This is a genomic window from Sphingomonas sp. LHG3406-1 (assembly GCF_029637485.1).
Classification (GTDB): Bacteria; Pseudomonadota; Alphaproteobacteria; order Sphingomonadales; family Sphingomonadaceae; genus Sphingomicrobium.
The window spans coordinates 2,212,626-2,237,455 of the sequence record NZ_CP069128.1 but is presented as its reverse complement, the minus strand read 5'-3'; the positions used below and the strand labels follow the sequence as shown (position 1 = coordinate 2,237,455).

Annotated in this window: 31 protein-coding genes and 1 tRNA gene; 17 read left to right on the top strand and 15 right to left on the bottom strand. The window is 68.3% G+C overall.

Features of this window, described 5'->3' with window-relative positions; genetic code table 11:
- Positions 1-42: 42 nt before the first annotated feature.
- Both JOY29_RS10935 and uvsE read left to right on the top strand, forming a co-directional pair.
- Positions 43-1,062: a phosphoesterase gene (locus tag JOY29_RS10935; protein ID WP_300973562.1), complete on the top strand. Its 1,020-nt coding sequence runs from the start codon at positions 43-45 to the stop codon at positions 1,060-1,062.
- On the top strand, positions 1,059-2,243 hold the full coding sequence (gene uvsE, locus JOY29_RS10930; RefSeq protein WP_300973561.1) for a UV DNA damage repair endonuclease UvsE: 1,185 nt from the start codon (positions 1,059-1,061) through the stop codon (positions 2,241-2,243). The genes JOY29_RS10935 and uvsE overlap by 4 nt, the downstream gene beginning before the upstream one ends.
- 45 nt (positions 2,244-2,288) lie before the next feature.
- On the opposite strand, the gene JOY29_RS10925 is transcribed toward uvsE, so the two are convergent.
- From JOY29_RS10925 to JOY29_RS10890, 8 genes are all read right to left on the bottom strand, one after another.
- Positions 2,289-2,804, bottom strand: a complete 516-nt coding sequence (locus tag JOY29_RS10925; protein WP_300973560.1) for a hypothetical protein — start codon at positions 2,802-2,804, stop codon at positions 2,289-2,291.
- Between the two features lie 168 nt (positions 2,805-2,972).
- A tRNA-Phe gene (locus JOY29_RS10920) sits at positions 2,973-3,048 on the bottom strand.
- 45 nt (positions 3,049-3,093) lie between these two features.
- Positions 3,094-3,270: a DNA gyrase inhibitor YacG gene (locus JOY29_RS10915; RefSeq protein ID WP_300973559.1), complete on the bottom strand. Its 177-nt coding sequence runs from the start codon at positions 3,268-3,270 to the stop codon at positions 3,094-3,096.
- The gene (locus tag JOY29_RS10910; RefSeq protein ID WP_300973558.1) at positions 3,254-4,186 is read right to left on the bottom strand and encodes a ribonuclease; all 933 of its coding nucleotides are present in this window, start codon (positions 4,184-4,186) and stop codon (positions 3,254-3,256) included. The genes JOY29_RS10915 and JOY29_RS10910 overlap by 17 nt, the downstream gene beginning before the upstream one ends.
- The gene (locus JOY29_RS10905; RefSeq protein ID WP_300973557.1) at positions 4,179-4,751 is read right to left on the bottom strand and encodes a nucleoside triphosphate pyrophosphatase; all 573 of its coding nucleotides are present in this window, start codon (positions 4,749-4,751) and stop codon (positions 4,179-4,181) included. The genes JOY29_RS10910 and JOY29_RS10905 overlap by 8 nt, the downstream gene beginning before the upstream one ends.
- Positions 4,752-4,755: 4 nt before the next feature.
- Positions 4,756-4,974, bottom strand: a complete 219-nt coding sequence (infA, locus tag JOY29_RS10900) for a translation initiation factor IF-1 (protein ID WP_147042814.1) — start codon at positions 4,972-4,974, stop codon at positions 4,756-4,758.
- 158 nt (positions 4,975-5,132) lie between these two features.
- Complete coding sequence (locus tag JOY29_RS10895) at positions 5,133-7,115, bottom strand: alpha/beta fold hydrolase (RefSeq protein ID WP_300973556.1); 1,983 nt, start codon at positions 7,113-7,115, stop codon at positions 5,133-5,135.
- A gap of 85 nt (positions 7,116-7,200) precedes the next feature.
- The gene (locus JOY29_RS10890) at positions 7,201-8,526 is read right to left on the bottom strand and encodes a hemolysin family protein (RefSeq protein ID WP_300973555.1); all 1,326 of its coding nucleotides are present in this window, start codon (positions 8,524-8,526) and stop codon (positions 7,201-7,203) included.
- Between the two features lie 131 nt (positions 8,527-8,657).
- Here JOY29_RS10890 and JOY29_RS10885 point away from each other — a divergent pair, with 131 nt between their 5' ends.
- Positions 8,658-9,326 carry an OmpA family protein gene (locus JOY29_RS10885; protein ID WP_300973554.1) on the top strand — a complete coding sequence of 223 codons (669 nt, stop codon included), beginning with the start codon at positions 8,658-8,660 and terminating at the stop codon, positions 9,324-9,326.
- Between the two features lie 101 nt (positions 9,327-9,427).
- Here JOY29_RS10885 and JOY29_RS10880 read toward each other — a convergent pair whose 3' ends face one another.
- Positions 9,428-9,856, bottom strand: coding sequence for a nucleoside deaminase (locus tag JOY29_RS10880; RefSeq protein WP_300973553.1), 429 nt, complete (start codon positions 9,854-9,856; stop codon positions 9,428-9,430).
- A gap of 44 nt (positions 9,857-9,900) precedes the next feature.
- The gene (locus tag JOY29_RS10875) at positions 9,901-10,218 is read right to left on the bottom strand and encodes a hypothetical protein (protein WP_300973552.1); all 318 of its coding nucleotides are present in this window, start codon (positions 10,216-10,218) and stop codon (positions 9,901-9,903) included.
- 151 nt (positions 10,219-10,369) lie between these two features.
- Here JOY29_RS10875 and rpmB point away from each other — a divergent pair, with 151 nt between their 5' ends.
- Positions 10,370-10,660, top strand: coding sequence for a 50S ribosomal protein L28 (gene rpmB / locus JOY29_RS10870; RefSeq protein WP_300973551.1), 291 nt, complete (start codon positions 10,370-10,372; stop codon positions 10,658-10,660).
- A 30-nt stretch (positions 10,661-10,690) separates the two neighbouring features.
- Here rpmB and JOY29_RS10865 read toward each other — a convergent pair whose 3' ends face one another.
- From JOY29_RS10865 to JOY29_RS10850, 4 genes are all read right to left on the bottom strand, one after another.
- Positions 10,691-11,638 carry an esterase-like activity of phytase family protein gene (locus tag JOY29_RS10865; protein WP_300973550.1) on the bottom strand — a complete coding sequence of 316 codons (948 nt, stop codon included), beginning with the start codon at positions 11,636-11,638 and terminating at the stop codon, positions 10,691-10,693.
- Positions 11,639-11,780: 142 nt separating this feature from the next.
- Positions 11,781-13,598: a cobaltochelatase subunit CobT gene (cobT, locus tag JOY29_RS10860; protein WP_300973548.1), complete on the bottom strand. Its 1,818-nt coding sequence runs from the start codon at positions 13,596-13,598 to the stop codon at positions 11,781-11,783.
- Positions 13,598-14,602, bottom strand: a complete 1,005-nt coding sequence (gene cobS / locus JOY29_RS10855; RefSeq protein ID WP_300973547.1) for a cobaltochelatase subunit CobS — start codon at positions 14,600-14,602, stop codon at positions 13,598-13,600. The genes cobT and cobS overlap by 1 nt, the downstream gene beginning before the upstream one ends.
- Before the next feature lie 48 nt (positions 14,603-14,650).
- Positions 14,651-15,232, bottom strand: a complete 582-nt coding sequence (locus JOY29_RS10850) for a winged helix-turn-helix transcriptional regulator (RefSeq protein WP_367280017.1) — start codon at positions 15,230-15,232, stop codon at positions 14,651-14,653.
- Positions 15,233-15,388: 156 nt separating this feature from the next.
- Between JOY29_RS10850 and JOY29_RS10845 the strand changes: the two genes are divergently transcribed.
- The 7 genes from JOY29_RS10845 to JOY29_RS10815 are packed head-to-tail and all read left to right on the top strand — an operon-like array spanning position 15,389 to position 19,553.
- Entirely contained in the window at positions 15,389-15,823 is a 435-nt protein-coding gene (locus JOY29_RS10845; RefSeq protein WP_300973546.1) for a VOC family protein, read from the top strand.
- Positions 15,824-15,826: 3 nt separating this feature from the next.
- The gene (locus tag JOY29_RS10840; RefSeq protein WP_300973545.1) at positions 15,827-16,489 is read left to right on the top strand and encodes a glutathione S-transferase family protein; all 663 of its coding nucleotides are present in this window, start codon (positions 15,827-15,829) and stop codon (positions 16,487-16,489) included.
- Entirely contained in the window at positions 16,489-16,890 is a 402-nt protein-coding gene (locus JOY29_RS10835; RefSeq protein ID WP_300973544.1) for a DUF1428 domain-containing protein, read from the top strand. The genes JOY29_RS10840 and JOY29_RS10835 overlap by 1 nt, the downstream gene beginning before the upstream one ends.
- Positions 16,891-16,893: 3 nt before the next feature.
- On the top strand, positions 16,894-17,664 hold the full coding sequence (locus JOY29_RS10830) for a VOC family protein (protein ID WP_300973543.1): 771 nt from the start codon (positions 16,894-16,896) through the stop codon (positions 17,662-17,664).
- An 8-nt stretch (positions 17,665-17,672) separates the two neighbouring features.
- Positions 17,673-18,164, top strand: coding sequence for a VOC family protein (locus JOY29_RS10825; RefSeq protein ID WP_300973542.1), 492 nt, complete (start codon positions 17,673-17,675; stop codon positions 18,162-18,164).
- The gene (locus JOY29_RS10820) at positions 18,157-18,879 is read left to right on the top strand and encodes a dihydrofolate reductase family protein (protein WP_300973541.1); all 723 of its coding nucleotides are present in this window, start codon (positions 18,157-18,159) and stop codon (positions 18,877-18,879) included. Before JOY29_RS10825 ends, JOY29_RS10820 begins: the two co-directional genes overlap by 8 nt.
- Entirely contained in the window at positions 18,879-19,553 is a 675-nt protein-coding gene (locus JOY29_RS10815; protein WP_300973540.1) for a glutathione S-transferase family protein, read from the top strand. Before JOY29_RS10820 ends, JOY29_RS10815 begins: the two co-directional genes overlap by 1 nt.
- Here JOY29_RS10815 and JOY29_RS10810 read toward each other — a convergent pair whose 3' ends face one another.
- Positions 19,554-20,135, bottom strand: coding sequence for a J domain-containing protein (locus JOY29_RS10810; protein ID WP_300973539.1), 582 nt, complete (start codon positions 20,133-20,135; stop codon positions 19,554-19,556). It abuts the gene before it with no gap.
- Between the two features lie 38 nt (positions 20,136-20,173).
- On the opposite strand from JOY29_RS10810, the gene JOY29_RS10805 reads away from it, so the two are divergent.
- From JOY29_RS10805 to thiL, 6 genes are all read left to right on the top strand, one after another.
- Entirely contained in the window at positions 20,174-20,458 is a 285-nt protein-coding gene (locus JOY29_RS10805) for a BolA family transcriptional regulator (protein WP_300973538.1), read from the top strand.
- Entirely contained in the window at positions 20,455-21,357 is a 903-nt protein-coding gene (locus tag JOY29_RS10800; protein ID WP_300973537.1) for a pirin family protein, read from the top strand. Before JOY29_RS10805 ends, JOY29_RS10800 begins: the two co-directional genes overlap by 4 nt.
- A gap of 121 nt (positions 21,358-21,478) precedes the next feature.
- Positions 21,479-22,324, top strand: a complete 846-nt coding sequence (locus tag JOY29_RS10795) for a DUF4349 domain-containing protein (protein ID WP_300973536.1) — start codon at positions 21,479-21,481, stop codon at positions 22,322-22,324.
- A gap of 108 nt (positions 22,325-22,432) precedes the next feature.
- Positions 22,433-23,338: an alpha/beta fold hydrolase gene (locus tag JOY29_RS10790; RefSeq protein ID WP_300973535.1), complete on the top strand. Its 906-nt coding sequence runs from the start codon at positions 22,433-22,435 to the stop codon at positions 23,336-23,338.
- Between the two features lie 11 nt (positions 23,339-23,349).
- Entirely contained in the window at positions 23,350-23,802 is a 453-nt protein-coding gene (gene nusB / locus JOY29_RS10785; RefSeq protein WP_300973534.1) for a transcription antitermination factor NusB, read from the top strand.
- 45 nt (positions 23,803-23,847) lie between these two features.
- Entirely contained in the window at positions 23,848-24,753 is a 906-nt protein-coding gene (gene thiL / locus JOY29_RS10780; protein WP_300973533.1) for a thiamine-phosphate kinase, read from the top strand.
- Positions 24,754-24,830: the final 77 nt, after the last annotated feature.

The window sequence follows — 24,830 nt, the reverse complement described above, 5'->3', positions numbered from 1 at the left end:
CCAGCCATGGGAGCGAAGCGGCGCCGGCCTCGTTCTCCCGCCATGGCCTGCGATGCTTCCACCGCCCGCTCCTCGTTCGAGCGCTGGCTCGACGAGGCCGGAGCCAAGCCCCTGATCCTCGGCCATTTCGATGCGGACGGGCTGGCCGCCGTCGCCATCCTCGCCCGCTCGCTCCCGGGCGCCGAGGTGCGGCTGGTCGGCAAGGGCGAGACACCCTGGACCCCGGCCGTCCGCGCCGAGCTCGAGCAGCGCCGCCCGGCCGCCATCGTCGCCACCGACCTCGGCGTGCGCGAGGGCGACATCCTGACCGGGACGCCGACCTGCCTCCTCGACCACCATGTCCCCACCGGAACGCCCGGCACGGCACTGGTCATCAGCGGTAACGGCTGCACGCCCGAGCCGACCAGCGCCCTGCTCGCCTTCTGGGCCTGCGGGAGCCCGGACGACCTGCTCTGGCTCGCGGCGCTCGGCCTGATCGGCGACATGGCGGAGGAAGCCGGCTTCCCCGAGCTGGAAGCGGCGCAGAAGCGCTACGGCAAGACGGCGCTGCGCAATGCGGTCAGCCTGGTCAACGCGCCGCGCCGGACGGCCAGCGCCGACGCCTCCCCTGCCCTGGCGCTGCTGATGAAGTGCAATAGCCCCAAGGAGCTGCTCTCGGACGCGCACCCGGAGACCGCCCTCCTCCATGCCGCGAAGGAGGAAGTGAAGGCCGAGATGGAAGTCGCCCGCCGCGTCGCGCCCAAGGTGCGGGGCGAGGTGGCGCTGATCCCGCTCGACAGCCCGTGCCAGATCCACCCGCTGATCGCCCAGCAGTGGCGAACGCGGCTGCGGGACAAGGTCGTGATCGCCGCCAACAAGGCCTATCGGCCCGGCTGGGTCCACTTCGCCGCGCGTACCGGCGCCGGCCACGACCTCATCCGCTTCTTCGCCGAGCGCCGGCCCGAAGGCGCGGGCAGCGAATATGGCAGCGGCCACAAGGCGGCGAGCGGCGGCGCTCTGCCGGTGCCGCTGTGGAATCGCTTCGTTGCCGATCTCGGCTTTCCAGAGGAGCAGATTGCATGACCGACCCCACTCGCCCCCTGCGCCTCGGCTTTCCGGTCAAGGTGATGGGCGTGCCCGGCCTCAAGGGCAACGACACCCGCCGCTGGCAGAAGGACCCGCACCTCAAGTGCAGCCTCGAGCATGTCGACAAGATCCTCGACCATCTGAAGAAGGTCGAGATCGACATGTACCGCCTGTCGTCGGACCTGGCGCCCTATGCCACCCACCCGGACATGCCGCAGTTCCACAAGATGGTCGAAGAGAGCGACGCCGAGCTGGCGGCGTTCGGGAAGAAGGCGCGCGAACTCGACATCCGCCTGTCCTTCCACCCGTCGCAGTTCGTGCTTCTGAATTCGCCCGACCCGGAGCTGACCCGCAAGTCGATCTGGGACCTGTCGAGCCAGGCCGAGATGCTCGACCGCATGGGCTGCGGGCCCGAAGCGGTGCTCGTCACCCATGTCGGCGGGGTTTACGACGACCGCGAGGCGAGCCGCGCCCGCTGGCTGGAGGGCTATGCGCAATGCCCCGAGCATGTGAAGCGCCGCCTCGTCCTCGAGAATGACGACATCCGCTTCTCCGCCGCCGATGTGCTGTGGATCACCGAGCGTTGCGGCGTGCCATGCGTGTTCGACTATCAGCACTTCTGGTGCCTGAATCCCGAGCGGCTCGACATGCGCGATACGCTGGAGCGCTTCCTTGCGACCTGGCCGGGCGGCGTGCGGCCGAAGATCCACTTCTCCTCGCCGCGCACCGAGCTGCGCGAGCTCAAGCGCAAGATCACGCCCAAGCAGCGCGAAGCCGCTTTGGCCGGCAAGGCAAGCAGGTCGAAGGAACTGACCAAGGCGCCGGTCAAGGCGACGGCGCGGGTCAAGACCGTGCTCGTGCCGCCGATCTGGACGGGCCACAGCGACTTCACCAATCCGTTCGAGTTCGCGACCTTCATGCGCATGGCTGAGGGGCTTGAGTTCGACGTGATGATGGAGGGCAAGGCGAAGGACGTCTCGATCATCAAGCTCCGCCCCGATCTCCTCCGCTTTGCCCCCGACGTGGCGGCGCGCTTCGGTATCTACCCGGACGATGCGGACGAACTGTTCGCCGAGGAGAAGGCGCTGGAAAGCGGCGTCGGCGCGGATGAGGAGGCGGATGTGGACGAGGGCGGCCTGGCGCCAGAGCCCGAACGGGAGCGCGAGGCGGCCGAATGAATCAAGAGGGCGCGACCTCCCGAGGAAGCCGCGCCCTCGTGAGGCTTACTGACCGAGGTAGGCGGTCAGTTCGGCCTTGCTGACGCTGCCGCTGCGGTCGGCATCGGCCTTGCGGAAGGAGGTCGACAGGGAGGCGCTGGTCGGCGCCTTGCCGCCGGAGGCTTCCGTCAGCGCCTTGATCCAGCTGTTGAACTCGGCCTTGCTGAGACCCTGGTTCGCGTTGGCGTCATACTTGCTCCACTCTGAGTCGATCACGCTTCCGCCGGTGGTGGTGGTAGTCGTTTCGGTGTTGCCCGTGGTCGTCGCCGGAGCGGCAGGCGTCGCCGGCGTGGCGGGCACGGCAGCCGTGCCGTCGGCTGGCGAGGCCGGGGTCGCGGGCGAGGCCGGGGTCGCGGGCGTGCCCGGTTCGGCCGGGATCGCCGGGGTAGTCGGATTGGTCGGTGCGGCCGGGCCGGCAATCGGGGCCGGTGTGGGTGTCGGGGTGGTCGGCTGCGCGGTCGACTGGGCCATGGCGGCCGTGCCAGCCATCAGCGTCGCCGCCGTGAAAGCGAATTTCAGCATCATATTCTCCGTGCGTTTTGGATGGGATCCGCACAGGCGAACCCGACAATCAGAACGACGGAGACATGCGTTTCGACCCGCGACCCGTCCCGCGCAAGCTTCCGATAAGCTGGCGAAAAATGGTTCAATCACAGTGCCTTAACGGCGAAGCGGATGTGGTGGGAAGAGTGGTGCCCAGAGCCGGGATCGAACCAGCGACACTGCGATTTTCAGTCGCATGCTCTACCAACTGAGCTATCTGGGCCCACGGTCTTCGCGGGCAGGCCGAGCGGCCTTGCGAGCGGCTCCCCTAACGGCGCTCGTCGTCGCTGTCCAGCCCGGGATCGGCGGGCGGCCCGGGAATCCGATAGCCTTCGCCGAGCCACTGCAGGAGGTCGCGGTCCTTGCACCCGCGGCTGCAGAAGGGAGCATGGCCGGGCGATGGCGGCTTGCCGCACAGGGGACAGGGTTTAGGCGCGTTCGACATGGCCGCCGGACATGGCGAGCGATGGGTCGGGGCGCAAGCTGACGGCACCGCCGATCTGCCGGCCGAGCTGGTCCAGCCACTCGAGCGGGATCGCCGCCGCGACGGCCGGATGACAGGCGAGCCGGACCGCGCCGACGTGGGACGCCGCCTGTCGCAGCAAAGCCCGCGCTTCGAAGGAGGGCCGTTCGGCGGCCATCTCGAACAGGCTGGGCCCGCGGCGCGGGCGGACGATCTGCAGGAAGCCGAAGCCGTTGACCGCCGTCCGCTCGAATGGCTTGTCGAGCCCGGCGTCGATCAACCCGGCGATGGCGCTGCGGGCGTCCTTGCCGCTGACGGTCGGGAAGTCGATTCCGATCGAACCGCCGATGCAATGGCGGCGGATGGCGGCGGCAGCGGCCCTGGCAGCGGCGCGGGCGAGGTCCTCGGGTCGGCCCGGGCCGTCGACGTCGATCAGGGTCATGGCGGGCGTGACGAAGATCCGCAGCGCGCCACTCGGAAAGCCGACAATACCGCTCCGTGCCTCTTCGAGAAGGTCGGACCAGCCGGCCGCCTCAAGCCTGTCAGAGGGGCTTGGGAAGGCGAGCGGCTCGGCAACGATTGCGGCTTCTCCCCCACCCTCCTCGACGACGCGTGCAAGCGGGCGCTTCCACGGCTCGGGTCCGGGGATGGGCTCGCGGGTGACCTCGATCCAGACACTGGTCCCTTCCGGATGACCGGCGGCCCCATGGGTGAGCAGGAATTCCGTGCCGTTTGCCAGCGCGATCGCCTGCGGCCGAACGCTCGTGATCCGCGCCTTGAGGCGCTCGCCCGCGCGCGGCGTGCCAGCGACATGGATCCGCGCATCGATGATCTCGCCATCCGTGATGCGCACGAAGCGCGTCTCGCCGATGCCCACCTCGGCGAGCCAGTCAGGCAAGCGGATAGCCCGCACTCTTCAAGAGGTGGCGGGTCTCGGCGAGCGGAAGGCCGACGACGTTCGACCAGCTGCCCGCCATGTACCGCACATAGACCTCGCCATAGCCCTGCAGCGCATAGCCGCCGGCCTTGCCGCGCCATTCGCCATGACCCGCATAATAGTCGATCTCTTCCGCCGAGAGGCGCTTCATGGCGATGACCGTCTCGACCACCCGCGTGCGCAGCTTGCCGCCGGGGGCCGCGAGCGCGACTCCGGTCATCACCTTGTGGCGACGTCCGGACAGCAGGGCCATGCACTGGCGCAGCGTCGCTTCGTCCTCGACCTTCGGCAGGATGCGCCGTCCGACCGCGACCACCGTGTCGGCAGCGAGCACCAGGGCGTCCGGTTCCAGCGCCGCCACCGCCGACGCCTTCTCGCTCGCCAGGCGCAGGGCGTGCGGACGCGGCAGTTCGCCCTCGAGCGGCTCCTCGTCGAGGTCGGCGGGGCGCACGATGTCCGGCACGACGCCGATCCGCGCGAGCAGGTCGAGGCGGCGCGGGCTCGCCGAGGCGAGGACGAGCCGCATCGGCCTACTTGAAGCGATAGGTGATGCGACCCTTGGTCAGGTCGTAGGGGGTCAGTTCGACCAGCACCTCGTCGCCGGTCAGCACGCGGATGCGGTTCTTGCGCATCTTGCCGGCGGTGTGCCCCAGGATCTCGTGGCCATTCTCGAGTTCGACGCGGAACATCGCGTTGGGGAGCAGTTCGACGACCCGCCCGCGCATCTCGAGAAGTTCTTCCTTGGCCATGCAAATCCTTCGTGTGTGGGCGTTTTCGAGCGGGCCCTTAGCCGGGACGGGGCAAAAAGGGAAGGTCGCCGTCATGCGAGCAGAAGGCGAAGCAATCCCTGGCCGATCAGTGGATCGCCCCGCCGTGCTCGCAATACGAAGCCCGAGCCCAGTAGGCTTCAGGCTGGATTATGCGCCGCCAGCCACTTCGCCGCTTCCTCCAGCCACTGCAGCCGGTCCGACTCGAACGGCAGATTGTGCGTGTTGTTGGGCTGCTCGATATATTTGAAGTCCTTGCCGTCGACCTTGCCCGAGGCCTTGAGCTGGTCGACCAGGTAACGGGCCTGGGCAACCGGCACGCGCTGGTCCTTGGCGCCGTGGACGATCAGGATCGGCGCCCACTTGCTGTCCGCATGCCTGGCCGGCGACACGTCGGCGAGTCGGCCGGCGGCCGAGCCGATATATTTGGATCCATATTCACCGAGGTAATTGCGGTCGTAGGCGGTCATGCGCGGAATGTCGTAGACCCCGGCACCGGCGATCGCGCAGCGGTAGAGTTCGGGATTGCGCTGGGCGGCGCGGGCCGCGGCATAGCCACCATAGCTCCAGCCCATGACGCAGACGCGCTTGGCGTCGACGATACCTTCGGCGGCGAGATGGCGGACGCTGTCGTCGAGATCGTCCTGCATCGCCATGCCCCAGTTGCCGTCGCTCATCGCCTCCCAGGCCTTGCCAAAGCCGGACGAGCCTCGGAAATTGGGCTGCACCACGGCATAGCCGAGCTCGGCGAGCGGCTGCGACCACAAGTCCCACCGCTCGGCATCGCGCGCCCACGGGCCGCCATGCGGAAGCACGATCAGCGGAAGCGCCTTGGCCGGACGAAGGCGCGGCAGCGTGAGCACCGCGTCGATCGTCTGTCCGTCGCGGGCCTTGTAGCTGATCGTGCGCACTGGGTTCATCGACGCATTCTTCATCACGTCGTTCAGCCAGCCGAGGTGCCTGGTGTCGCCAGTGGCGGTGTTGAACAGATAGTAGCCACCCTGGCTGTCCGGGCGAGCGACGTGGAACAGGATGTTCTTGCGCGACTCGTCGGCCGACACGAGGGTGGCCATTCCGGGCCCGCCCGCCGTCTCATCCAGAACCGCCTGGATCTCCTTCAGCAGCGGATCGAACCACATCATTTCCGATCGATTGCGGGTGATCGCCACGCCTTCCAGCGCATTGTCGTCCCGGTTCGAGAGCATGCCGCTGACGTCGTATTTGGCATCTCCGAAGACCTTGCGCCCCAACTCCATCGTCTTCAGGTCGAGCTCGTAGACGGCGTTGCGGCCCTCGTGACGGCTGACCACCAGGGCCTTCTCGCCCGGCAGGAAGATTTCCGGCACCGGCAGGGTCGAGTAACGCTCCTGCTTCTCCTTGATGATCGTCCGGAACGGCCCGCTGCCGCCCGAACGATAAAGGATGGTGGTACGGCCGTTGTCGCGATTGTAGCTGGCGCCCATGCGCACATTGCCTTCGCCGTCGGCGGCCCAGGAGGTGACGTCGCGGGTCGGTGGGATCACCACCTTCTGACGGCCGGTGGCGACGTCGATCTCGACCACTTCGGGATTGCCGAGGCGCTCGGTTCCTCTGCCCGCCGCAAGCCGGGACAGCAGGATTCGCGGTGGTCCCGAGCGCGACATCCACAACACGTTGCCGCCCTGGAGGAAGGTCCCGTCCCAGCCGAGCAGGGTGCGCTGCTTCGTTCGCCGGTTGTAGCTCAGCACGCGGGTCGCATCCACGCGGTCGCCGTTGAGATCGGTCGGAGCCATGATCGTGATCAGCAGATTGTCCGGATCGATCCACTGCCAGCTCATCACCCGCACATTGTCGAGCTTGCCGAACGTGCCGTCGCGGGCAATCACCTCCGGCTTGGCGCCGGGCTGATCGAGCGGGATGATGGTCAGCACCTGCTCGTCGCCGTTGCGCATGCGGGCGGCGATGGCGGTGGCATTCTGGTTGAGGCGCGGGCTTCCGATCTGCGGCAGCTTGGCGAACTCGCTGAGCGGCTGCTTCGGCAGCGCGGCCTTGGTCGCCCCCGCCCCCTGCGCATGCGCCGCCAAGCCAACTGGCAGCGCCGCGCCCAGCAGCAAGGCGCCAAGCATACCGATACGTCGATTCATGTCGTTCCACCCCCCGGCAGTGATTCGAAGGCGGACGATAGACGGCGCAAAGGTCCTGAAAAGTGCCGACCTGCAACAGTCGGGATCAGTCGGCGGTCTTTTCCTTGCGAGACCGGCGGCGAACCAGCAATTTGTCGATCTTGCGGCCGTCCAGATCGACGATCTCGAAGCGCCAGCCGTCATGGTCGAAGCTCTCGCCCGTCTCGGGCAGATGCTTGAGCACGGCGAGCGAGAAGCCTGCCACCGTCGAGAAGTCGCGGTCGGACGGAAGCCTGATCCCCAGCCGGTCCTCGAGGCAGTCGGCACCGGCCGAGCCGCTGATCAGCCAGCTGCCGTCCTCGCGCTCGACCAGCGGCGGATCGTCGTCCTCGACGTCGCTGGCGAAGGCGCCGGCCAGCGCGGCGAGGATCGAGCCGGGCGTGACGATCCCGTCGAGATGGCCATATTCGTCATGGACCAGCGCCAGCGGCACTTCCGCCGAGCGAAGCACGCTCAGCGCATCCATGGCGTCCATCACGTCGGGGATGACCGGCGCCTTCCGCGACAGGGCGCGAAGGTCGATCGGCTTCCCGTCCAGCATGGCGTCGAGCATGTCGCGGGTCTGGACCACGCCGACGATCTGCTCGATCGATCCCTCGGCAACGGGAAGGCGGCTGTGCGGCGTTTCGGCCAGCGCCGCCTTCAGTTCCTCGATCGAACAGTCGATGTCGATCCAGTCGACCTCGGTCCGCGGCGTCATCACCTCGCGCACCGGGCGATCGGCGAGGCGGACGATGCCCGAGATGATGGCGCGCTCGTTTTCCTCCAGCACGCCGGCCGTCTTGGCTTCGGCGACGACCAGGTGAAGCTCCTCCGCGGTCACCTGGTTCTGGTTCTCGCGGCTGAGGCCAAGCAGGCGGAAGATCAGCCCGCTCGTCTTGTCGAGCAGCCAGACGAACGGCGCTGTCGCCTTGCTCAGCCACAGCATCGGCCGGGCCATGATCACCGCGATCGGCTCTGGACTGCGCAGCGCGAACTGCTTGGGCACCAGCTCGCCGACGACCAGCGAGGCGAAGGTCGTGAGGACGATGACCAGGCCAAAGCCGGCGCTGGTCGCCGTTTCCGCGTCCAGGCCGAGCAGCTGCAGTCGCTGCGCCACCGGTGTGCCGAGCCGCGATCCCGAATAGGCGCCGGCGAGGATGCCGATCAGCGTGATCCCGATCTGCACCGTTGACAGGAACCGTCCCGGGTCGGCCGCCAACGTCAGCGCCGTACGCGCACTCTTGCTGCCGGCCTTGGCCATGGCCTTCAGCCGCGCCTCGCGCGCCGAGACGATGGCCAGCTCGCTCATCGACAGGACGCCGTTGAGCGCGATCAGCGCCAGGATCAGGACCAGGTCGAGCCAGGGAAATGGGAGCAGGGTGCCGCTCATCGAGGGGTCAGCTTCTAGCCTTCAAGTGGGAGACGCGGCAAGGTGCCGATCGTTGTGGCGGTGGAACCATCTTCCGCGGCGACCGGTTTCATGAGCCTGCGAATAGATCAGAATGACGGAGTAGAGCTATCATGACCAAGGGGAAGAAACTCACGGTTGGCGTTATCGCCGCATCGTTGATGGCGACCACCGCCTGCACCACCAACCCCGAGACTGGCAACCGCCGTCTCAGCAATACCGGCCTCGGTGCGATCATCGGTGTCGGCGCGGGCTATCTCCTCGGTGACATCGTCGGCGGTCGCAACAGCCGGACCGAGCAGATCATCGGCGCCGGCATCGGCGGCCTCGCGGGTGCCGCGGTCGGCCGCTACATGGACCAGCAGGAAGCCGAACTGCGCCGCGAAACGGCCGGCACCGGCGTCGACGTCATCCGCCAGGGCGACGACCTGATCCTCCGCATGCCGAGCGGGATCACTTTCGCCTACGATCGCTTCGACATCCAGCCGCAGTTCCAGTCGACGCTCAACGAGGTCGCGAACACGCTGTCGCAGTACAACCAGACCTACATCGACATTTACGGCCACACCGATTCGACCGGGTCGGACACCTACAATCAGACCTTGTCCGAGCGGCGGGCCGAATCGGTCGCCAGCTACCTCGCCGCCCGCGGCGTGGTCCGCGCCCGCATGGCCACCCGCGGCTTCGGCGAATCGCAGCTGCTGGTAAACCCCGAGACCAGCGAAGCCGACCGCGCGGCCAACCGCCGAGTCGAGATCAAGGTCGTCCCGCTGCGCCAGTAAAGCGCCGCTGAAGAGTGCCCTTCGACGTCGCTCAGGGCGAACGAGCGTGATCGTTCGCCCCGAGCAGAGCGCCGCAGGCGCGACGTCGAAGGGCACCCGCCCTACCGCCGTTCCGCGAAGAACTTCCGCAACAGCACCGCCGCCTCCTCCTCGCCCATCCCGCCGATGACGTCGGGCCGATGATGGCAGGTCGGCTGGCCGAACAGGCGCGGGCCGTTGACCACTGCGCCCCCCTTCGGATCCTCCGCCGCGAAACGAAGCTCCCTGATCCGCGCGAGCGCGATCGCCCCCGCGCACATGGCGCAGGGCTCGAGGCTCACCCACAGGCTGCACTGGTCGAGCCGGCTGGTGCCGAGCGCCGCCGCGGCGGCCCGAAGCGCGACCATCTCGGCATGGGCGGTGGGATCATGACCCTCGCGCATCTGGTTGCGCCCTTCGGCGACGATGGCGCCGGACAGGGTCACCACCGCGCCGACCGGCACCTCGCCCGCCGCCGCGGCTTCGGCGGCAAGGTCGAGCGCGCGGCGCATGGGGGCGGGAAGCGGGAAGCCCATGCCTCCCGCTAGCGCCAAGCCTAGCGCTGCGTCGAGTCGGTCGTGGCGGGCTGCGCGCCGGCGGGCTGCTGCCCCTGCGCCGGCGCGGCACTGTTCCCGCCGGGTGCGACACGAATCTCGGGAACGGGAATGGTGGCCTTGCCGGTGCCGACCTCGATCTTGCCCGTCTCGACCTTGAACTTGGGCTCCTCGCCGCCCTTCACGACCACGCCGTTGTCGCCGACCGCCACCGCAGGCACTTCGGCCCGCTGGGTCTGGGTCACGTTGACGAAGCCGGTGGCGACCAGCGCGATGGCCCCGACCACCAGCAGGATGAGGATGAGGATGATGGCGCGCATGAAGCCCTCTGTTATGGTTCGTTTCGCCTCGGCAACGCACCACCGCCACATAGGGTTGCGGTTGACGCATCGGCATGGAGCGGTTAGGGGGCGGCGCTTTCCGGGTGCTCCCAATCGGGCGTGCCCTCGACCAAATCACGGGATAGATCCAATGGCGCGCGTCTGCGAGCTGACCGGCAAGGGCCGGCAGGTGGGCAACAATGTTTCCCACGCGAACAACAAGACCAAGCGGACGTTTCTGCCGAACCTGCAGAACGTGACGCTGATCAGCGACGAGCTGGGCAAGAGCGTCAAGCTGCGCGTCTCGACCCACGGCCTGCGCTCGGTCGAGCATGTCGGCGGCCTCGACAACTGGCTGAAGAAGACCAGCGAAGACAAGCTCGGCACCGACGCCCGCAAGCTGAAGCGTGAGCTGGCGAAGAAGGCCAAGGCGGCCGCCTGAGCCCTCGTCCCGGGCTTCGGCCCGGGAGCGCTATCGATCGAAAGCCTCGGCCCTGGCCGGGGCTTTTGCCGTTTCCAGATCGACCCACCCTAGCAGGGTACGCCGCTGACGGTCGTTGTCGGTGACGAACCACAGGCGCTTCGTGCCGTCCGCGCGCCGCTCAACCGCCAGCCCCTCGACATTGTCCCAGCGGGCGAGCGGCAGGTCCGCCCAGCGCTCCACCCGGTAGCCTTCGCCCTCTTCCAGCCAGCCGAGGCTGTTCGAGATTCCCCACGGCCGGATGTGCCGGACGGCCACCACCACCCGCCCGTCCATCACCGCCGCATCGGCGATGGCGCCATCGACCTCGAGCGGTCGCCTTATCTCGCCCCGATTCCTGAGCAGGATCGCCTCGCGGCCATATTCGGGCAGCAGCAGCAGCAGTCCGTCCGGCCGGCTGACCGCCGCCTCCACGCCCCAGTTCCGCCACCAGGTCCGGAGCCGCACCGGCCGGCGGCCGAGCGCGCGCTCGAAGCGGCGGTCGAACAACCAGGCACCATGGGTCTGCTCGAACGTCACCCACCAGCCGCGGCCGCCCGAGTCCGCCACCAGCGCCTCCGAATCGCGGTTGATCTTCCACTGCGGCCTTCCAGGCCCGGCCGGAAGATCGCGGAACTCGGCCCGCCCGGCGGGCGGCCGCCAGCGCATCGCGACCCCGCTGTCCGACACCGCCACCAGCGCGCCCTCGTCCCAGGCGAGGCTGGACAGGCCACCAAAGCGGACTTCCCCGGAGCGCAATTCCCACAAGCCGCCGATGACCCCGCCGGGCGGCAGGGCAAGCGGCCTGGCCTCGATCATCGCGACCGCCGGCGGGCGCGGCTTGCGGTCGGGCCAGTCGTCCTCCCGGTCGCTTTCGAGAACGACGATCAGGGGAAGCAGAAAAGCCAGCCTTATCAAAGCCTTGATGATGAACCGCGGCTGCAAGCGCCGTTCAGCCACGCTCAACCGCGAATCGCGCATAAGTCCTTCAACGGATGGGCTTTCCCCCCCTGTCGGCCCATCCGCCCTTTTCCCTCGCGTCGCGTAGTGAGGGGGGCCCGGTGGCTTGTCGCATAGCGCCGCCGGGCCCAGTTTCTCCCGCTCACTTGATCTCGAACAGGCCGGCAAGCTGCTCGACCAGCGCGCCGCCCAGCTGCTCGGCGTCCATGATCGTCACCGCCCTTGCATAGTAGCGGGTGACGTCGTGGCCGATGCCGATGGCCGCCAGCTCGACCGGCGAGCGGCTTTCGATCCACCCGATCACCTGCCTCAGATGCTTCTCGAGATAGGCGCCGCCGTTAGCGCTGGCGGTCGAATCGTCGACCGGGGCGCCGTCGCTGATGACCATCAGGATGCGCCGTTCCTCGGGCCGCGCAATCAGCCGCGAATGCGCCCACAGCAACGCCTCGCCGTCGATATTCTCCTTCAGCAGCCCCTCGCGCATCATCAGCCCGAGGTTCTTGCGCGCGTGGCGATAGGGCTCGTCGGCGCGCTTGTAGACGATGTGGCGGAGGTCGTTGAGCCGGCCGGGCGCGGGCGGACGACCCTCGGCCAGCCAATGCTCCCGGCTCTGCCCGCCCTTCCATGCCCGGGTGGTGAAGCCGAGGATCTCGGTCGCCACCCCGCAGCGCTCCAGCGTCCGGGCTAGGATATCGGCGCAGATGGCGGCGATGGAGATCGGACGACCGCGCATCGATCCCGAATTGTCGATCAGCAGGCTGACGACCGTGTCCTTGAACTCGGTCTCGCGCTCGATCTTGTAGGACAGCGAGTGGCCGGGCGAGACGATCACGCGCGCCAGCCGCGCCGCGTCGAGCAGCCCCTCCTCCTGGTCGAAGTCCCACGACCGTGCCTGCTGCGCCATCAGCCGCCGCTGCAACCGGTTGGCGAGCCGCGTCACGACCCCGCCGAGCGCGCCCATTTGCGTGTCGAGATAGGCACGAAGCCGATTCAGCTCCTCCTCGTCGGTCAGGTCGGAGGCGGTGACCACTTCGTCGAAGCGGGTGGTGAAGGCGCGATAGTCGCCGCCGAGCTCCGGCTCGTTCGGGCGCCGGTTGGGGCGGGCGGCGGCGCTGCTGTCGCCTTCCTGGCCCGGCTCCGAATCCTCGTCGTCGCTGTCCTGCTCCTCGTAATCCTCTTCCTGCTCGCCGCTCTCCTCCTGCTCGGCGCGCTGCTCCATCTCGCCGCCCTGCGCGCCGGCATCCCTGTCCTCGTCCTCGCTGTCGTCCTCGCCCTCGTCCTCGCCTTCCTCGTCCTCGCCGCCCTCCTCCGGCTCCTCGTCGGGCGTGTCCTCGGCGGAAGCGAGGTCGAGATCCTCGAGAAGCTTGCGGGCGAGCGCGGCGAAGGCCTGCTGGTCGTCGAGCGCCAGCGCCAGCGCGTCGAGGTCGCCGCCGGCCTTCTCCTCGATCCACCCGCGCACCAGCTCCAGCCCGCGGCTCGCCGCATCCGGTGGCGGAGCGCCGGTCAGCCGCTCCCGCGCGAGCAGGCCAAGCGCGGTGGACAGCGGCACTTCCTCGGCCGTGCGCGCCCGCGTGATGGCATCGCTGCGCACCCGTGCCTCGGCCAGTTCGGCGAGATTGCCGGCGACCCCGGCCATCGACCGCGCGCCGAGCGCCTCGACCCGCGCGCCCTCCAGCGCATCGAACACGGCCCGCGCCTCCGGATCGGCCGGCGCCTGCGCCCCGTGGAGCCCGGCATCATGGTGGCGCAGCCGAAGGGCCACCGCATCGGCCGCGCCGCGCGCTTCGGCGACCAGCTTGGGCGCCAGGCCCGGCCCCGGTGACACCACCCGCGCCACACGCCCGCCCTGCGCGCCGCTCTCGCTGGCGAAGGCGACCTCCACCTCCGGATCACGCGCGATCGCCCGCGCCGTACCGGCAAGCACGCCGCGGAAGCGGTCGAGAGGGGTGGTTTCGGCCATCAGGCCCGCGCTGCGATGCTCTCCGGCAAGTCCTTGCCGAACACCCGCTGGTACATCTCGGCGATCAACCCGCGCTCGCTTTCGTCGCACTTGTTGAGGAACGAGACCCGGAAGGCGAAGCCGACGTCGCCGAAGATGAGCGCATTCTGCGCCCAGCTGATCACCGTGCGCGGGCTCATCACCGTGGAGATGTCGCCGTTGATGAAGGCGCTGCGGGTGAGGTCGGCCACCTTGACCATCTGCTCGACCGTCTTGCGGCCGTCCGGCTTGTCATATTCGCCCGACTTGGCGAGCACGATCTGCGCCTCGGTTGCGGCCGGCAGGTAATTCAGTGTCGTGACGATGTTCCAGCGGTCGAGCTGGCCCTGATTGAGCGCCTGCGTCCCGTGATAGAGCCCGGTCGTGTCGCCAAGACCGATCGTGTTGGTGGTCGCGAACATGCGGAAATTGGGGTTCGGGCGGATCACCCGATTCTGGTCGAGCAGGGTCAACTTGCCCTCGACCTCCAGCACGCGCTGGATGACGAACATCACGTCCGGCCGGCCGGCGTCATATTCGTCGAACACCAGCGCCACCGGATGCTGCAGCGCCCACGGCAGCAGGCCCTCGCGGAATTCGGTCACCTGCTGTCCGCCGCGCAGCACGATGGCGTCGCGGCCGATGAGGTCGATGCGGCTGATGTGCGCGTCGAGGTTGATCCGGATGCACGGCCACTTCAGCCGCGCCGCCACCTGCTCGATGTGGGTCGACTTGCCGGTCCCGTGATAACCCTGGACCATCACCCGGCGGTTGCGCGCGAAGCCGGCGCAGATCGCCAGCGTCGTGTCGGGATCGAACACATAGGCGGGGTCGAGGTCCGGCACCCGCTCGTCGGCTTCGGAGAAGGCCGGGACCTCCATGTCGCTGTCGATGCCGAAGGCGTCGCGCACCTTCACCATCCTGTCGGGCGCGCTCATCAGCGTATCGCCGGTCGGCACCTGGGTTTCGTTCGAAAAGTCGGCCATGAAGGGGGCTCTAGCTGGCGCCGCCCAACGCCTCAACCGTGGCGAGACTCAAGCCTTGGGCGGCAGGGTGAAGAGGGTGAGGAAACGCCTTGCAAGCGCTTCGTCTCCACCGATAGCCAGACCTTCGGCCGGTGCGCCACCATAGACCACCGCCGCAATCTGCTCGGGCGTGCCGGCGACCGTTGCGCCGACCCCCGTCGCCGGGCCGCGAACCACGTCGAGCAGCGGGCCGCTGACCGCAACCACAAAGCTCTCCTCTCCGATCAGGAACCCAATCCGCTCGTCGAAGCCCTGCGCCTTGGCGGCGTCGATCATGGTCCGGAAGCTGATCATCAGCGACACGGGGCTGAGCGGCAGCGTCGGATCATGCCCCGGGCTGCGCGCGGCGAACCGCCCAAGTGTCTGGATCACCGGCTCGATCTCCAGCCCCCAGTCGGTCGCCTGATAGGCATCGCGCGCCGCGGGCGGAGGCAGCCGCACCTTGCGCAGCAATCCGCGCGCCTCCAGTTCGTCAAGCCGCTGCTTCAGCACATTGGCGCTAATCCCCGGCAGATCGCGTTTCAGGTCGGAGAAGCGCCGTGCTCCCAGCAGCAGTTCGCGCATGATCAGCAGCGCCCAGCGATCGCCCACCAGCTCCAGCCCGTGGGCGGTGCCGCACGCATCGTCATATCCCCGGCGGGGCTCGCCTCGTCGCGACTCGGTTAGTTTTTCTAACTGCACGGTTGCAAGATAATACTCCCGGGCGCATCATTCAACGGTACCGAGTCGCCAGGAGGAGGGAAGCCCATGGCCCGAATGATCTTCATCAACCTGCCCGTGACGGACCTTCCGTCGGCCACGGCTTTCTACCAGTCGATCGGCCTCAGGAAGGAAGCCGCCTTTTCGAACGAGAAGGCGAGCATGATGGTGTGGGACGAGGTGATCCACGTCATGCTGCTCACCCGCGATTACTTTGCGACCTTTACGCCGAAGGAGATCGCCGACGCCCACCGCACCGCGCAGGTCGCGCTGTGCGTGTCGGCGGAGGACAAGGCGGGGGTGGACGCGCTGGTCGACTCCGCTGGCCGCGCCGGCGGGGAGATGGATCCCGGGCCCAAGCAGGAAATGGGCGAGTTCATGTACGGTCGCAGCTTTGCCGACCTGGATGGCCATCATTGGGAAGTGATGTGGATGGATGTCTCGGGCATGCAGGCCGCTTCCGCCGAGCCGGTGGAGGCCTGAGCCATGACCAGTAGCGTTCGAATCACGGCCTTCGACTGGGTACCCGATTTCGCCCGCGGCTGGGTGCGCGACCTTCGCGTGCGCTGGGCCCTCGAAGAGGCCGGGGTTCCTTACGAGGTCCGCAAGTTGAAGGCGATGGGAGAGCGCCCCGCCGACTATTTCGCCGAGCAGCCGTGGGGCCAGGTCCCCAGCTATCGTGACGACCAGGTGCAATTGTTCGAGTCGGGTGCCATCGTGCTCCACATCGGTCGCCGCTTCGGAGGCCTGATGCCGGGCGACGAGGAAGGGCAGGCGCGGGCCACGGCCTGGACGATCGCAGCGCTCAACAGCGTGGAGCCGTTCGTTTCGCAGCTTCCCGTCATCGACGTGTTCCACAAGGGCGAGGCCTGGACGATCGAGCGCCGACCGCAAGTGGTCGAGATGGTCGGCAAGCGCCTCGACCGCCTGTCCGACTGGCTCGGCGCCCGGGACTGGCTCGAAGGCCAATTCACCGCAGGCGACCTCCTGATGGTCGACGTGCTGCGGATCGCCCGCAACAGCGGCGTCCTGACCCAGCCGAACCTCATCGCCTATGTCGAACGCGGCACCGGCCGCCCTGCGTTCCAGAAGGCGCATGCGGCGCAGCTCGCCGACTTCGAAGAACCCGTCACCGAGGGAGTGAACTGATGGCCTACGTCGATGGATTTGTCCTGCCCCTGCACCCCGACAAGCACGACGCTTACAAGGCGATGGCCGAGAGTTTTGCGCGTGAGGCGGCGAAGCTCGGCGGCGTGTCGATCGAGACGCTCGGCGACGGGCTGGAACCCGGCAAGCTCACCAGCTTCCCCAAGTCGGTCCACGCCGAAGAAGGCGAGAACGTCGTCTTCTCCTTCATCATCTGGCCCGACAAGGCGACCCGCGACGGGGCATGGGAGAAGATCATGGGCATGCCCGAACTCATGCCTGAGGGCGACCCGCCGTTCGACGGCAAGCGCATGTTCTGGGGCGGCTTCAATCCCCTGGTCGGAGAGGAGGCTTTGGCAACGCTGCTCGCATCGGCCCGCCAGCCCGTTTCGACGGAGGGCTGATCCATGGCCAACCCGCCGGGCGACCTCATCTGGTTCGAGCTGCTGACCAGCGACCCCGACGCCGCCCAGGACTTCTACGCCCGCGTGGCCGGCTGGACGATTGCCGACAGCGGCATGGAGGGCATGGACTACCGCATCCTCAATGCTCCCGACGGCAGCATCGGCGGGCTGATGAAGATGCCCGATGGCGGCGGCGCGCCCGTCTGGCTCGGCTATGTCGGTGTGGACGATGTCGACAGGAGCGTGGAGCGGATGACCGCCGCGGGCGCCACCAGCCGCATGCCCGCCATGACGATCGAGGGCGTCGGCCGCATGGCCATGCTCGCCGATCCGCACGGCGCCACCCTCTACGTCATGCGTGGCGACAGCGAGGAGACCAGCACCGCCTTTCGCATGGCGCCGGACAGCTTCGGCCATGTCGTCTGGGCCGAGCTGACCAGCCCCGACCCGGCAGCCTCCAAGCGTTTCTACGCCGAGGCGTTCGGCTGGCGGCAGGAAGGGGCCATGCCGATGGGGCCGCTTGGTGACTACGAATTCCTCCACAACGCCAGCGGCGGGCTTGGAGCGCTGATGCCCGCAAGCGTGCCGGGCAGCGTTCCGGGCTGGCTCTACTATTTCCACGTGCCCGACATCGACGCGGCGGCGGAGCAAGTCCGGTCCGGCGGCGGCAGCGTGGTGCAGGAACCGCAGGAGATCCCCGGCGGCGATTATTCGCTGGTCGGGCTCGATCCGCAGGGCGCCCGGTTCGGCCTTGTCGGCCCGCGCAAGGCCTAGGGGGAAAGATGGAAAAGCTCACCACCGTGCTGTGGTTCGACCATGGCGAGGCCCGCAAGGCCGCTGAATTCTACGCCGCGACCTTCCCCGACAGCCACGTCGGGACCGCCGCCAAGGCGCCCTCGGACTATCCCGATGGCCAGGCCGGTAACGAGATCACGGTCGACTTCACCGTCCTCGGCCGCGCCTTCTCGGGCCTGAACGGCGGCCCGAAATTCCAACCGAACGAGGCCGTCAGCTTCATGGTCCTGACCGAGGACCAGGCCGAGACCGACCGCTACTGGAACGCCATCGTCGACGGTGGCGGACAGGAAAGCGAGTGCGGCTGGTGCAAGGACCGTTGGGGCTTCTCCTGGCAGATCACCCCGCGCCTCCTCGTCGACTGCCTCAACCATGGCGGCGAACGGGCCAGAAGGGCGTTCGAAGCCATGATGACCATGAAGAAGATCGACGTCGCGGCGATCGAGCGCGCGGCCGAGGGAGCCACGGGCGATGCGTAGGATCCGGGGCAGCCTGTTCGCCTCCCTCGACGGGGTCATCCAGGCGCCCGGCGGGCCGAGCGAGGACCCGACCGGCGGCTTTGCCCATGGCGGCTGGCTCCCGCAATTCTTCGACGAGGATGTCGGCGGCGCGATCGATGCGGTGTTCGGCCAGTCCTACGACCTGCTGCTCGGCCGGCGCACCTATGACATCTTCGCCGCCTACTGGCCCTATGTCGGAGGCGAGGCGACCGGCATCGGCGAGGTGTTCGACAAGACCGGCAAGGACGAAGGCGCGGCCGCCGCGATCCAGATGGGCGAGGACTTCACCCGCGCAAACAAGTATGTCCTGACCCGCGGCACGCCGGAGCTCGGCTGGTCCAACAGCCATCGCGTCGGCGGCATGGAGGAACTCAAGGGGATCAAGGTAGGCGACGGCCCCGACCTCGTCATCCAGGGGAGCAGCACCCTCTACCCCGCGCTGATCGCCGCCGGGCTGCTCGACAGCCTCACGGTGATGACCTTCCCGGTGGTCCTCGGCCGCGGCAAGCGGTGGTTCGGCAACGACATGCCGGCGCGCGCCCTGCGCCTCGTGGGCCACCAGCTGACCCGCTCCGGCACGGTGATAGCGACCTATGAGCCGGCGGGCGAGATCGACCACGGCTGGGCCGGCCCCCAGTCGACCAGCGAACGCGAAAACGCCCGGCAGCAGGCGATGGCCGAGGGACGCTGGTGATGCTTCAGCTCCACGGTCATCCTTTCAGCAGCTACTGCTGGAAGGCGCTGATCCCGCTCTACGCGAACGAAACGCCATTCGAGTTCGTGATGATGGCGGGCGACCGTCCGCTCAGTGAACAATTCTGCGGCAGGGTGCATGCCGGTGGACACATCCCCGTGCTGGTCGACGGCAACTCGGTCGTCATCGAGGCGACCAGCATCGTCGAGCATCTCGCGGTTCACCATCCCGGGCCCGCGCCGCTGATCCCGACCGATCCGGCGCAGGCGGTGGTGGCGCGGATGATAGACCGGGTGTTCGACAATTACGTCATGGGCAACATGCAGCGCGTGGTTTCGGCCTACTTCGTGAACCGCGACAAGCCCGAGCTTGGCCTTCGCGACGAGCCGGACGCGGCCGAGGTCGCCGGCGGCAAGGCCAAGCTGCTCAAGGCCTATGCCTGGCTCGAGCAGTGGCTGTCGGAGCATGATCTGCCGCCGCATGTGTCGCTGGTCACCTGTGCCGCCGCACCCTCGCTCTTCTACGCCGACTGGATCGAGCGCATCCCTGCCGATCACCACCGCCTGACCCGGCTCCGGGCCGAGCTGCTCCACCTGCCTCCGGTCCGCCGCTGCATCGAGGACGCCCGCCCCTATCGCCCCTTCTTCCCGCTCGGCGCGCCCGACCGCGACTGATCAGGCGAAGGCTGGCGCCACCTTCAGCTTGGCCCAAGCGTCGAGCACGGCAGCGAGCTTCTTCTCGTGGGCACGGTCGCCGCCGTTGCGGTCGGGATGGTAACGGCGGACCAGCTCCGAATAGCGCTTGCGCACGCCATGGAGGTCGCTGTCCTCGCCGAGGCCCAGTACGCTCAGCGCCTGCCTTTCCTCGCCCGAGAAGCGGCTGCGTACGGGCGTCTCGCGCCGGAAGCGGTCGCCGAAGCGCCCGCTGATGGCCTCGAGCGGGTCCCTGAAGTCGGCCCAGGCAGGGGCCGGATCGGCTCCCGCCGCGGTGGCGAAGGCGCGCGTCGAGCGGTCCCAGCCGGCAATCGGCGACTGCGCGGCCTCGATCTCCTCCGGACTCATCCCCGAGAAGTAATTGTAGCGCGCATTATGCTCGCGGACATGATCCAGGCACAGCCATTGCCACGCCCCCGGCCCATCGAAAGTCGGGGCGCTGAGCGGCGCCTTATATTCGCCGGGTTCGGGGCAGCCGGGCACCGCGCAATGCGCTGCGGCGCCTTCCACCCGTCCGTGGAACTTGGGAGATCTTGAAGCCATCGGTCGTCTTGTTCTGCGAGCCTCACTATATAGGCGCGATGAACGCTCCTGCCATCGGTCCGGTCGCCCGCGAAATGATCGCTCGCCTCGAAAGCCACCTCGCCCCGGCGCGGATGAATTTGCGCGACGACAGCGAGCAGCATCGCGGCCATGGTGGCTATAATCCGGCCGGCGAGTCGCACTTCTTCCTGTCGATCGAAGCTGCAACCTTTGCCGGCCTGAACCGCGTCCAGCGCCAGCGGCTGGTCTACAAGGCGCTGGGCGATCTCATGCACGAGCGGGTCCACGCACTCGCCATGGAAACGAGGGCACCAGGCGAATGAACAACGATAGCGCCATCCTGATGAGCCTCGCCCCGGTCAGCCACGACCTCGGCGGCTTCAAGGTCCACCGCACCCTGCCGCACAAGCTCAGGACCATGGTCGGCCCCTTCATCTTCTTCGACCAGATGGGCCCGGCGCGGCTCGGCGTGGACGAGGGCATCGACGTCCGCCCCCACCCCCACATCAACCTCGCCACCGTCACCTATCTGTTCGAAGGCGCGATCGACCATCGCGACAGCGTCGGCTCCATCCAGCGGATCGAGCCCGGCGCGGTCAATTTGATGACCGCGGGCAAGGGCATCAGCCATTCCGAACGCTCGCCCGCCGACGAGCGCGCCGCGGGGCCACGGCTGGACGGCATCCAGACCTGGCTTGCCCTGCCGCAGGACAAGGAGGAGGTGGACGCCGCCTTCCAGCATGTCCCCGCCGACCGGATTCCCGTCATCGAAGGCAGCGGCGTCAGGCTCGACCTCATCATGGGCTCGGCCTTCGGCGCGACCTCGCCCGTCACCCAGCACCACCCCACCATCTACGCCGCCATCCACCTCGCTCCGGGCGCCTCCCTCGAACTGGACCGCGAGGCGGACGAGCGCGCGCTCTATCTCCTCGACGGCGACGCGACCGTGGACGGCGAAGGGCTCGAACAGATGCACCTCGTCCTCCTCCGCCCCGGCACCCGCCCGGTCCTGCGCTCGGAACGCGGCGCCCGGTTCATGCTCGCCGGCGGCGCCCCGATGGACGGCGAACGCCACGTCTGGTGGAACTTCGTCTCCAGCCGCCGCGACCGCATCCAGGAAGCCCAGCGCGCGTGGAAGGCGGGCGAATTCGCCCTGCCCCCGCAGGATGACCACGAATGGATTCCGCTGCCGGAGATCCCGCTGACGGTCAGCTACCCCTAGGCTCTCCCCGTCCGGACGGCGCGGATCTTCTCATCGCAAGCCGGATTGCTTCCGCCCCTCCACAATGAGACCCTCGCCGTGGAGCCGGCCGCCAGAGCCAGGCCACGAAGGAGGGATGGTCATGCGTAAGTTCTTTGTCGCGGCCTCGGCAGCGCTGCTGGTCTCGTGCGGCCAGCAGGGAAGTCAGGAAACCACCACCAGCACCGAAAGTCTCACCGCCGTTTCGCCCGGAGTCGCCTGGGCCTTCACCTACGACTATCTGCTCGGCAACGACCGGATCGAGGCGGTGCAGGAGCGGCATGCGGCCCGCTGCGAGCAGCTCGGGACCGGGCGCTGCCGGATCACCGGGCTGCGCTACAGCGTGGGCGAGAATGACGAGATCAGCGGCATGCTGCAGCTTCGCCTCGACCCCGCCATCGCCCGCCAGTTCGGCAAGGCCGCGCTGGAGGACGTGCGCGGCGCCGACGGCAGGCTCGTCCGCAGCGAGTTCACCGGCGAGGACGTCGGCACCGGCGTCGCGGAGGCGCGGACGGCCGGTCAGGACATGAGCGAGCGCGAAGCCGAACTTCGGAGGCGGCTCGAAGCGGCCCCCGCCGACAGTCCGGAGAGGGCCGAACTCCTGCGACAGCTCGACGCCCTGCTTGCCGATGCCACCCGCAACCGCAACACCGTCCGCAGCGGCGAGCAGCGCCTCTCCTTCACGCCGGTCACCTTCAACTATTATGGCGAGGGCGGCATCCCCGGCTTCCAGGAAAACCCGCTGAGGGAGAGCCTTAAGCTGCTGGTCTCCAGTTTTGTCACCATGATCAGCTTCGCGCTGAAGGCAATCGCCCTGCTGCTTCCCTGGCTCCTCCTCCTCGGCCTTCTCGCCCTGCTCTGGCGCTCGCGGCCGCTGCGGGCCGTCCGCGCCTGGTGGGGCCGCAAGACCGAGGTGGCGGGCTATCGAGCGGAAGAGCCCGCGGCCTAGCGCGATGTCCATCGGCTTCGCTCAGGCCGAACGAGCGTGTAAGGCATCGTCCGTCCTGAGCGGAGCGCGTAGCGCGCAGTCGAAGGGCGCCAGTGCAAAGGGCTCCGCATGAACGACCTCAGCTTCACCCGCCACGCCCTCCAGACCGGCGTCACGCTCAACGTCGCCGCCGCCGGCCCCGAGGACGGCCCGCCGATCATCCTCCTCCACGGCTTTCCGGAATCGCACCGCACCTGGCGCGGGCTCGTGCCGCTGCTGGCCGACCGGTACCGGCTGATCATGCCCGACCAGCGCGGCTTCGCCGGCTCGGACGCGCCGCAGGACAAGGCGGACTATGCCACCGACAGGATCGTCGCCGACCTGTTCGCGCTGGTCGATCGGCTCGGCCTCGACGATTTCACCCTTGTCGGCCACGACTGGGGCGGAGCGGTCTCCTGGGCGGCGGCGCTTCGGGGCGACCCGCGCCTTAAACGCCTCGTCATCGTCAACGCGCCCCACCCGGTCATCTTCCAGAAGAGCCTGATCGAGGACAGCGACCAGCGCGCCGCCAGCCAGTATATCAACGCCTTCCGCGCGCCCGGCTTCGAGAAGTTCCCCGAGACGATCGGCTGGCAGGCCTTCTTCGACAAGAGCTTCTCGGGCCATGTCGATCTCGCCATCATCCCGCCGGAGGAGAAGGCGCAATATATCGCCGAATGGTCGCAGCCCGGCGTCTTCGCCGCCATGCTCAACTGGTATCGCGGCGCTGCCGTGATCGTGCCGCCGCCGGGCATCGACCTGCCCCTGCCCGACTTCCTCCTGCGCGCCTTCCCCAGGGTGAAGGTGCCGACGCTCGTCGTCTGGGGGATGAAGGACAAGGCTTTGCTCCCGCTCCAGCTCGACGGGCTCGACACGTTGGTCGAGGAGCTCACCCTGGTCCGAGTCGAGGAGGCCGGTCACTTCCTCCCGTGGGAGAAGCCGGAAGCCGTCGCAAAACCGCTGCGGACTTTCCTCGAAAGCCATACGGGGGCATAGGCCCGCACATCATGGCTCCTCCGAAGAAATCCCGCGCCCGCTCCGCCGCGCGCCTCAACGCCGTCCAGGCGCTCTACCAGCAGGAAATGGAAGGCACGCCGACCCCGCTCCTGCTCCACGAATTTCACCAGCACCGGTTCGGCGCGACGATCGATGAAGCGACCCTGATCGATGCCGAGATGGACTTCTTCGACGACATCGTGCGCGGCGTCACCGCCCGTTCCGAGGAGATCGACCGCGTCATCACCGAACGCCTTGCCGAAGGGTGGAAGCTCGACCGCCTCGACCGATCGATGCGCGCGATCCTCCGTGCCGGCACCTACGAGCTGCTCGCGCGCCCGGACGTGACCGTCGGTACCGTCATCGACGAATATCTCGACGTCGCCCACGCCTTCTTCGACGAGAAGGACGTCAAGTTCGTCAACGGGCTGCTCGACAAGGTGGCAAGGGATGTGCGGCGCTAGGCTGCGCTTTCCGCGGTGACCAGCGAAGCCTCCGTCCTCGCGCGCTTGCGCGCGTTCGCTACTGCACCGGGCGCGCGCGGCCTCCGCGACGATGCCGCGCTCCTCGGCGACCTCGTCCTTACCCACGACACCATCGTCGAAGGCGTTCACTATCTGCCCTCCGATCCGCCGCGCACCGTCGGCTGGAAGCTGGTGGCGGTGAACCTGTCCGACCTCGCCGCCAAGGGCGCGGTTCCGGCGGCTTGCCTGCTCTCCCTCGCGCTGAAGGATGAGGCAGGCTGGGAGGAAGAATTCCTCGCCGGCCTCGACGAGGCCTGCCGCACTTACGGGGTCGACCTTCTCGGCGGCGACACCGTGGCGCTTCCCGCCGGTGCGCCCAGGGTCCTCGGCCTGACCGCCATCGGCCGAGCCGGACCAGCGGTTCCGAGCCGCGCCGGTGGCCGCCCTGGCGACCGCCTGTGGATCGCCGGCCCCATCGGCGACGCCGCCGCCGGCCTCGATCTGCTCAAGGCCGATCCGAACGCCGGGGGCCCGCTCGTCGACTCCTATCGCCTGCCCAGGCCGCTGCTCGCCACCGGCCAAATCCTCGCTCCGCACGCCAGCGCGATGATGGACGTATCCGACGGCCTCCTGCTCGACGCCCAGCGCCTCGCCCAGGCAAGCGGCTGCGGCCTTCGGCTCGACCTTTCCGCCGTGGCCCTCTCACCCGCCTTCGTCGCGGGCAGGGGAGAAGACCGCGCCGCCCGGCTGTTCGCGGCGACCGGCGGCGACGACTATGCCCTGCTCGCCGCGCTGCCCCCCGAGGTCGACGCCTTAACCCTTCTTCAAGACCATGACGTCATGGTCGCCTGTGTCGGCGAGCTGACGGAGGACGGGGCCTTCGCGCTCGCCGATACCCTCGGGCCAGTCCCGCTGCCGGAGCGCCTCGGTTATGAGCATCACCTACCCTGACCTGCGGCGGATCGGCATCGCTCTGTTCGGATTGATCTCCGGCGGCCTCACCGCCTTCCTGCTGGCCTAGGATCAGC

Coding starts and splice junctions, on each gene's coding strand:
- JOY29_RS10885 (WP_300973554.1), top strand. CDS start 8,658: ATGACCAAGGGGAAGAAACTCACGGTTGGCGTTATCGCCGCATCGTTG.
- JOY29_RS10895 (WP_300973556.1), bottom strand. CDS start 7,115: ATGAATCGACGTATCGGTATGCTTGGCGCCTTGCTGCTGGGCGCGGCG.
- JOY29_RS10820 (WP_300973541.1), top strand. CDS start 18,157: ATGCGTAGGATCCGGGGCAGCCTGTTCGCCTCCCTCGACGGGGTCATC.
- JOY29_RS10840 (WP_300973545.1), top strand. CDS start 15,827: ATGACCAGTAGCGTTCGAATCACGGCCTTCGACTGGGTACCCGATTTC.
- JOY29_RS10875 (WP_300973552.1), bottom strand. CDS start 10,218: ATGCGCGCCATCATCCTCATCCTCATCCTGCTGGTGGTCGGGGCCATC.
- nusB (WP_300973534.1), top strand. CDS start 23,350: ATGGCTCCTCCGAAGAAATCCCGCGCCCGCTCCGCCGCGCGCCTCAAC.
- JOY29_RS10805 (WP_300973538.1), top strand. CDS start 20,174: ATGAACGCTCCTGCCATCGGTCCGGTCGCCCGCGAAATGATCGCTCGC.
- JOY29_RS10790 (WP_300973535.1), top strand. CDS start 22,433: ATGAACGACCTCAGCTTCACCCGCCACGCCCTCCAGACCGGCGTCACG.
- JOY29_RS10905 (WP_300973557.1), bottom strand. CDS start 4,751: ATGCGGCTCGTCCTCGCCTCGGCGAGCCCGCGCCGCCTCGACCTGCTC.
- JOY29_RS10830 (WP_300973543.1), top strand. CDS start 16,894: ATGGCCAACCCGCCGGGCGACCTCATCTGGTTCGAGCTGCTGACCAGC.
- JOY29_RS10835 (WP_300973544.1), top strand. CDS start 16,489: ATGGCCTACGTCGATGGATTTGTCCTGCCCCTGCACCCCGACAAGCAC.
- cobT (WP_300973548.1), bottom strand. CDS start 13,598: ATGGCCGAAACCACCCCTCTCGACCGCTTCCGCGGCGTGCTTGCCGGT.
- cobS (WP_300973547.1), bottom strand. CDS start 14,602: ATGGCCGACTTTTCGAACGAAACCCAGGTGCCGACCGGCGATACGCTG.
- JOY29_RS10925 (WP_300973560.1), bottom strand. CDS start 2,804: ATGCTGAAATTCGCTTTCACGGCGGCGACGCTGATGGCTGGCACGGCC.
- uvsE (WP_300973561.1), top strand. CDS start 1,059: ATGACCGACCCCACTCGCCCCCTGCGCCTCGGCTTTCCGGTCAAGGTG.
- JOY29_RS10845 (WP_300973546.1), top strand. CDS start 15,389: ATGGCCCGAATGATCTTCATCAACCTGCCCGTGACGGACCTTCCGTCG.
- JOY29_RS10810 (WP_300973539.1), bottom strand. CDS start 20,135: ATGGCTTCAAGATCTCCCAAGTTCCACGGACGGGTGGAAGGCGCCGCA.
- JOY29_RS10815 (WP_300973540.1), top strand. CDS start 18,879: ATGCTTCAGCTCCACGGTCATCCTTTCAGCAGCTACTGCTGGAAGGCG.
- JOY29_RS10825 (WP_300973542.1), top strand. CDS start 17,673: ATGGAAAAGCTCACCACCGTGCTGTGGTTCGACCATGGCGAGGCCCGC.
- JOY29_RS10915 (WP_300973559.1), bottom strand. CDS start 3,270: ATGTCGAACGCGCCTAAACCCTGTCCCCTGTGCGGCAAGCCGCCATCG.
- JOY29_RS10795 (WP_300973536.1), top strand. CDS start 21,479: ATGCGTAAGTTCTTTGTCGCGGCCTCGGCAGCGCTGCTGGTCTCGTGC.
- JOY29_RS10880 (WP_300973553.1), bottom strand. CDS start 9,856: ATGCGCCGCGCGCTCGACCTTGCCGCCGAAGCCGCGGCGGCGGGCGAG.
- JOY29_RS10890 (WP_300973555.1), bottom strand. CDS start 8,526: ATGAGCGGCACCCTGCTCCCATTTCCCTGGCTCGACCTGGTCCTGATC.
- infA (WP_147042814.1), bottom strand. CDS start 4,974: ATGGCCAAGGAAGAACTTCTCGAGATGCGCGGGCGGGTCGTCGAACTG.
- JOY29_RS10800 (WP_300973537.1), top strand. CDS start 20,455: ATGAACAACGATAGCGCCATCCTGATGAGCCTCGCCCCGGTCAGCCAC.
- rpmB (WP_300973551.1), top strand. CDS start 10,370: ATGGCGCGCGTCTGCGAGCTGACCGGCAAGGGCCGGCAGGTGGGCAAC.
- JOY29_RS10935 (WP_300973562.1), top strand. CDS start 43: ATGGCCTGCGATGCTTCCACCGCCCGCTCCTCGTTCGAGCGCTGGCTC.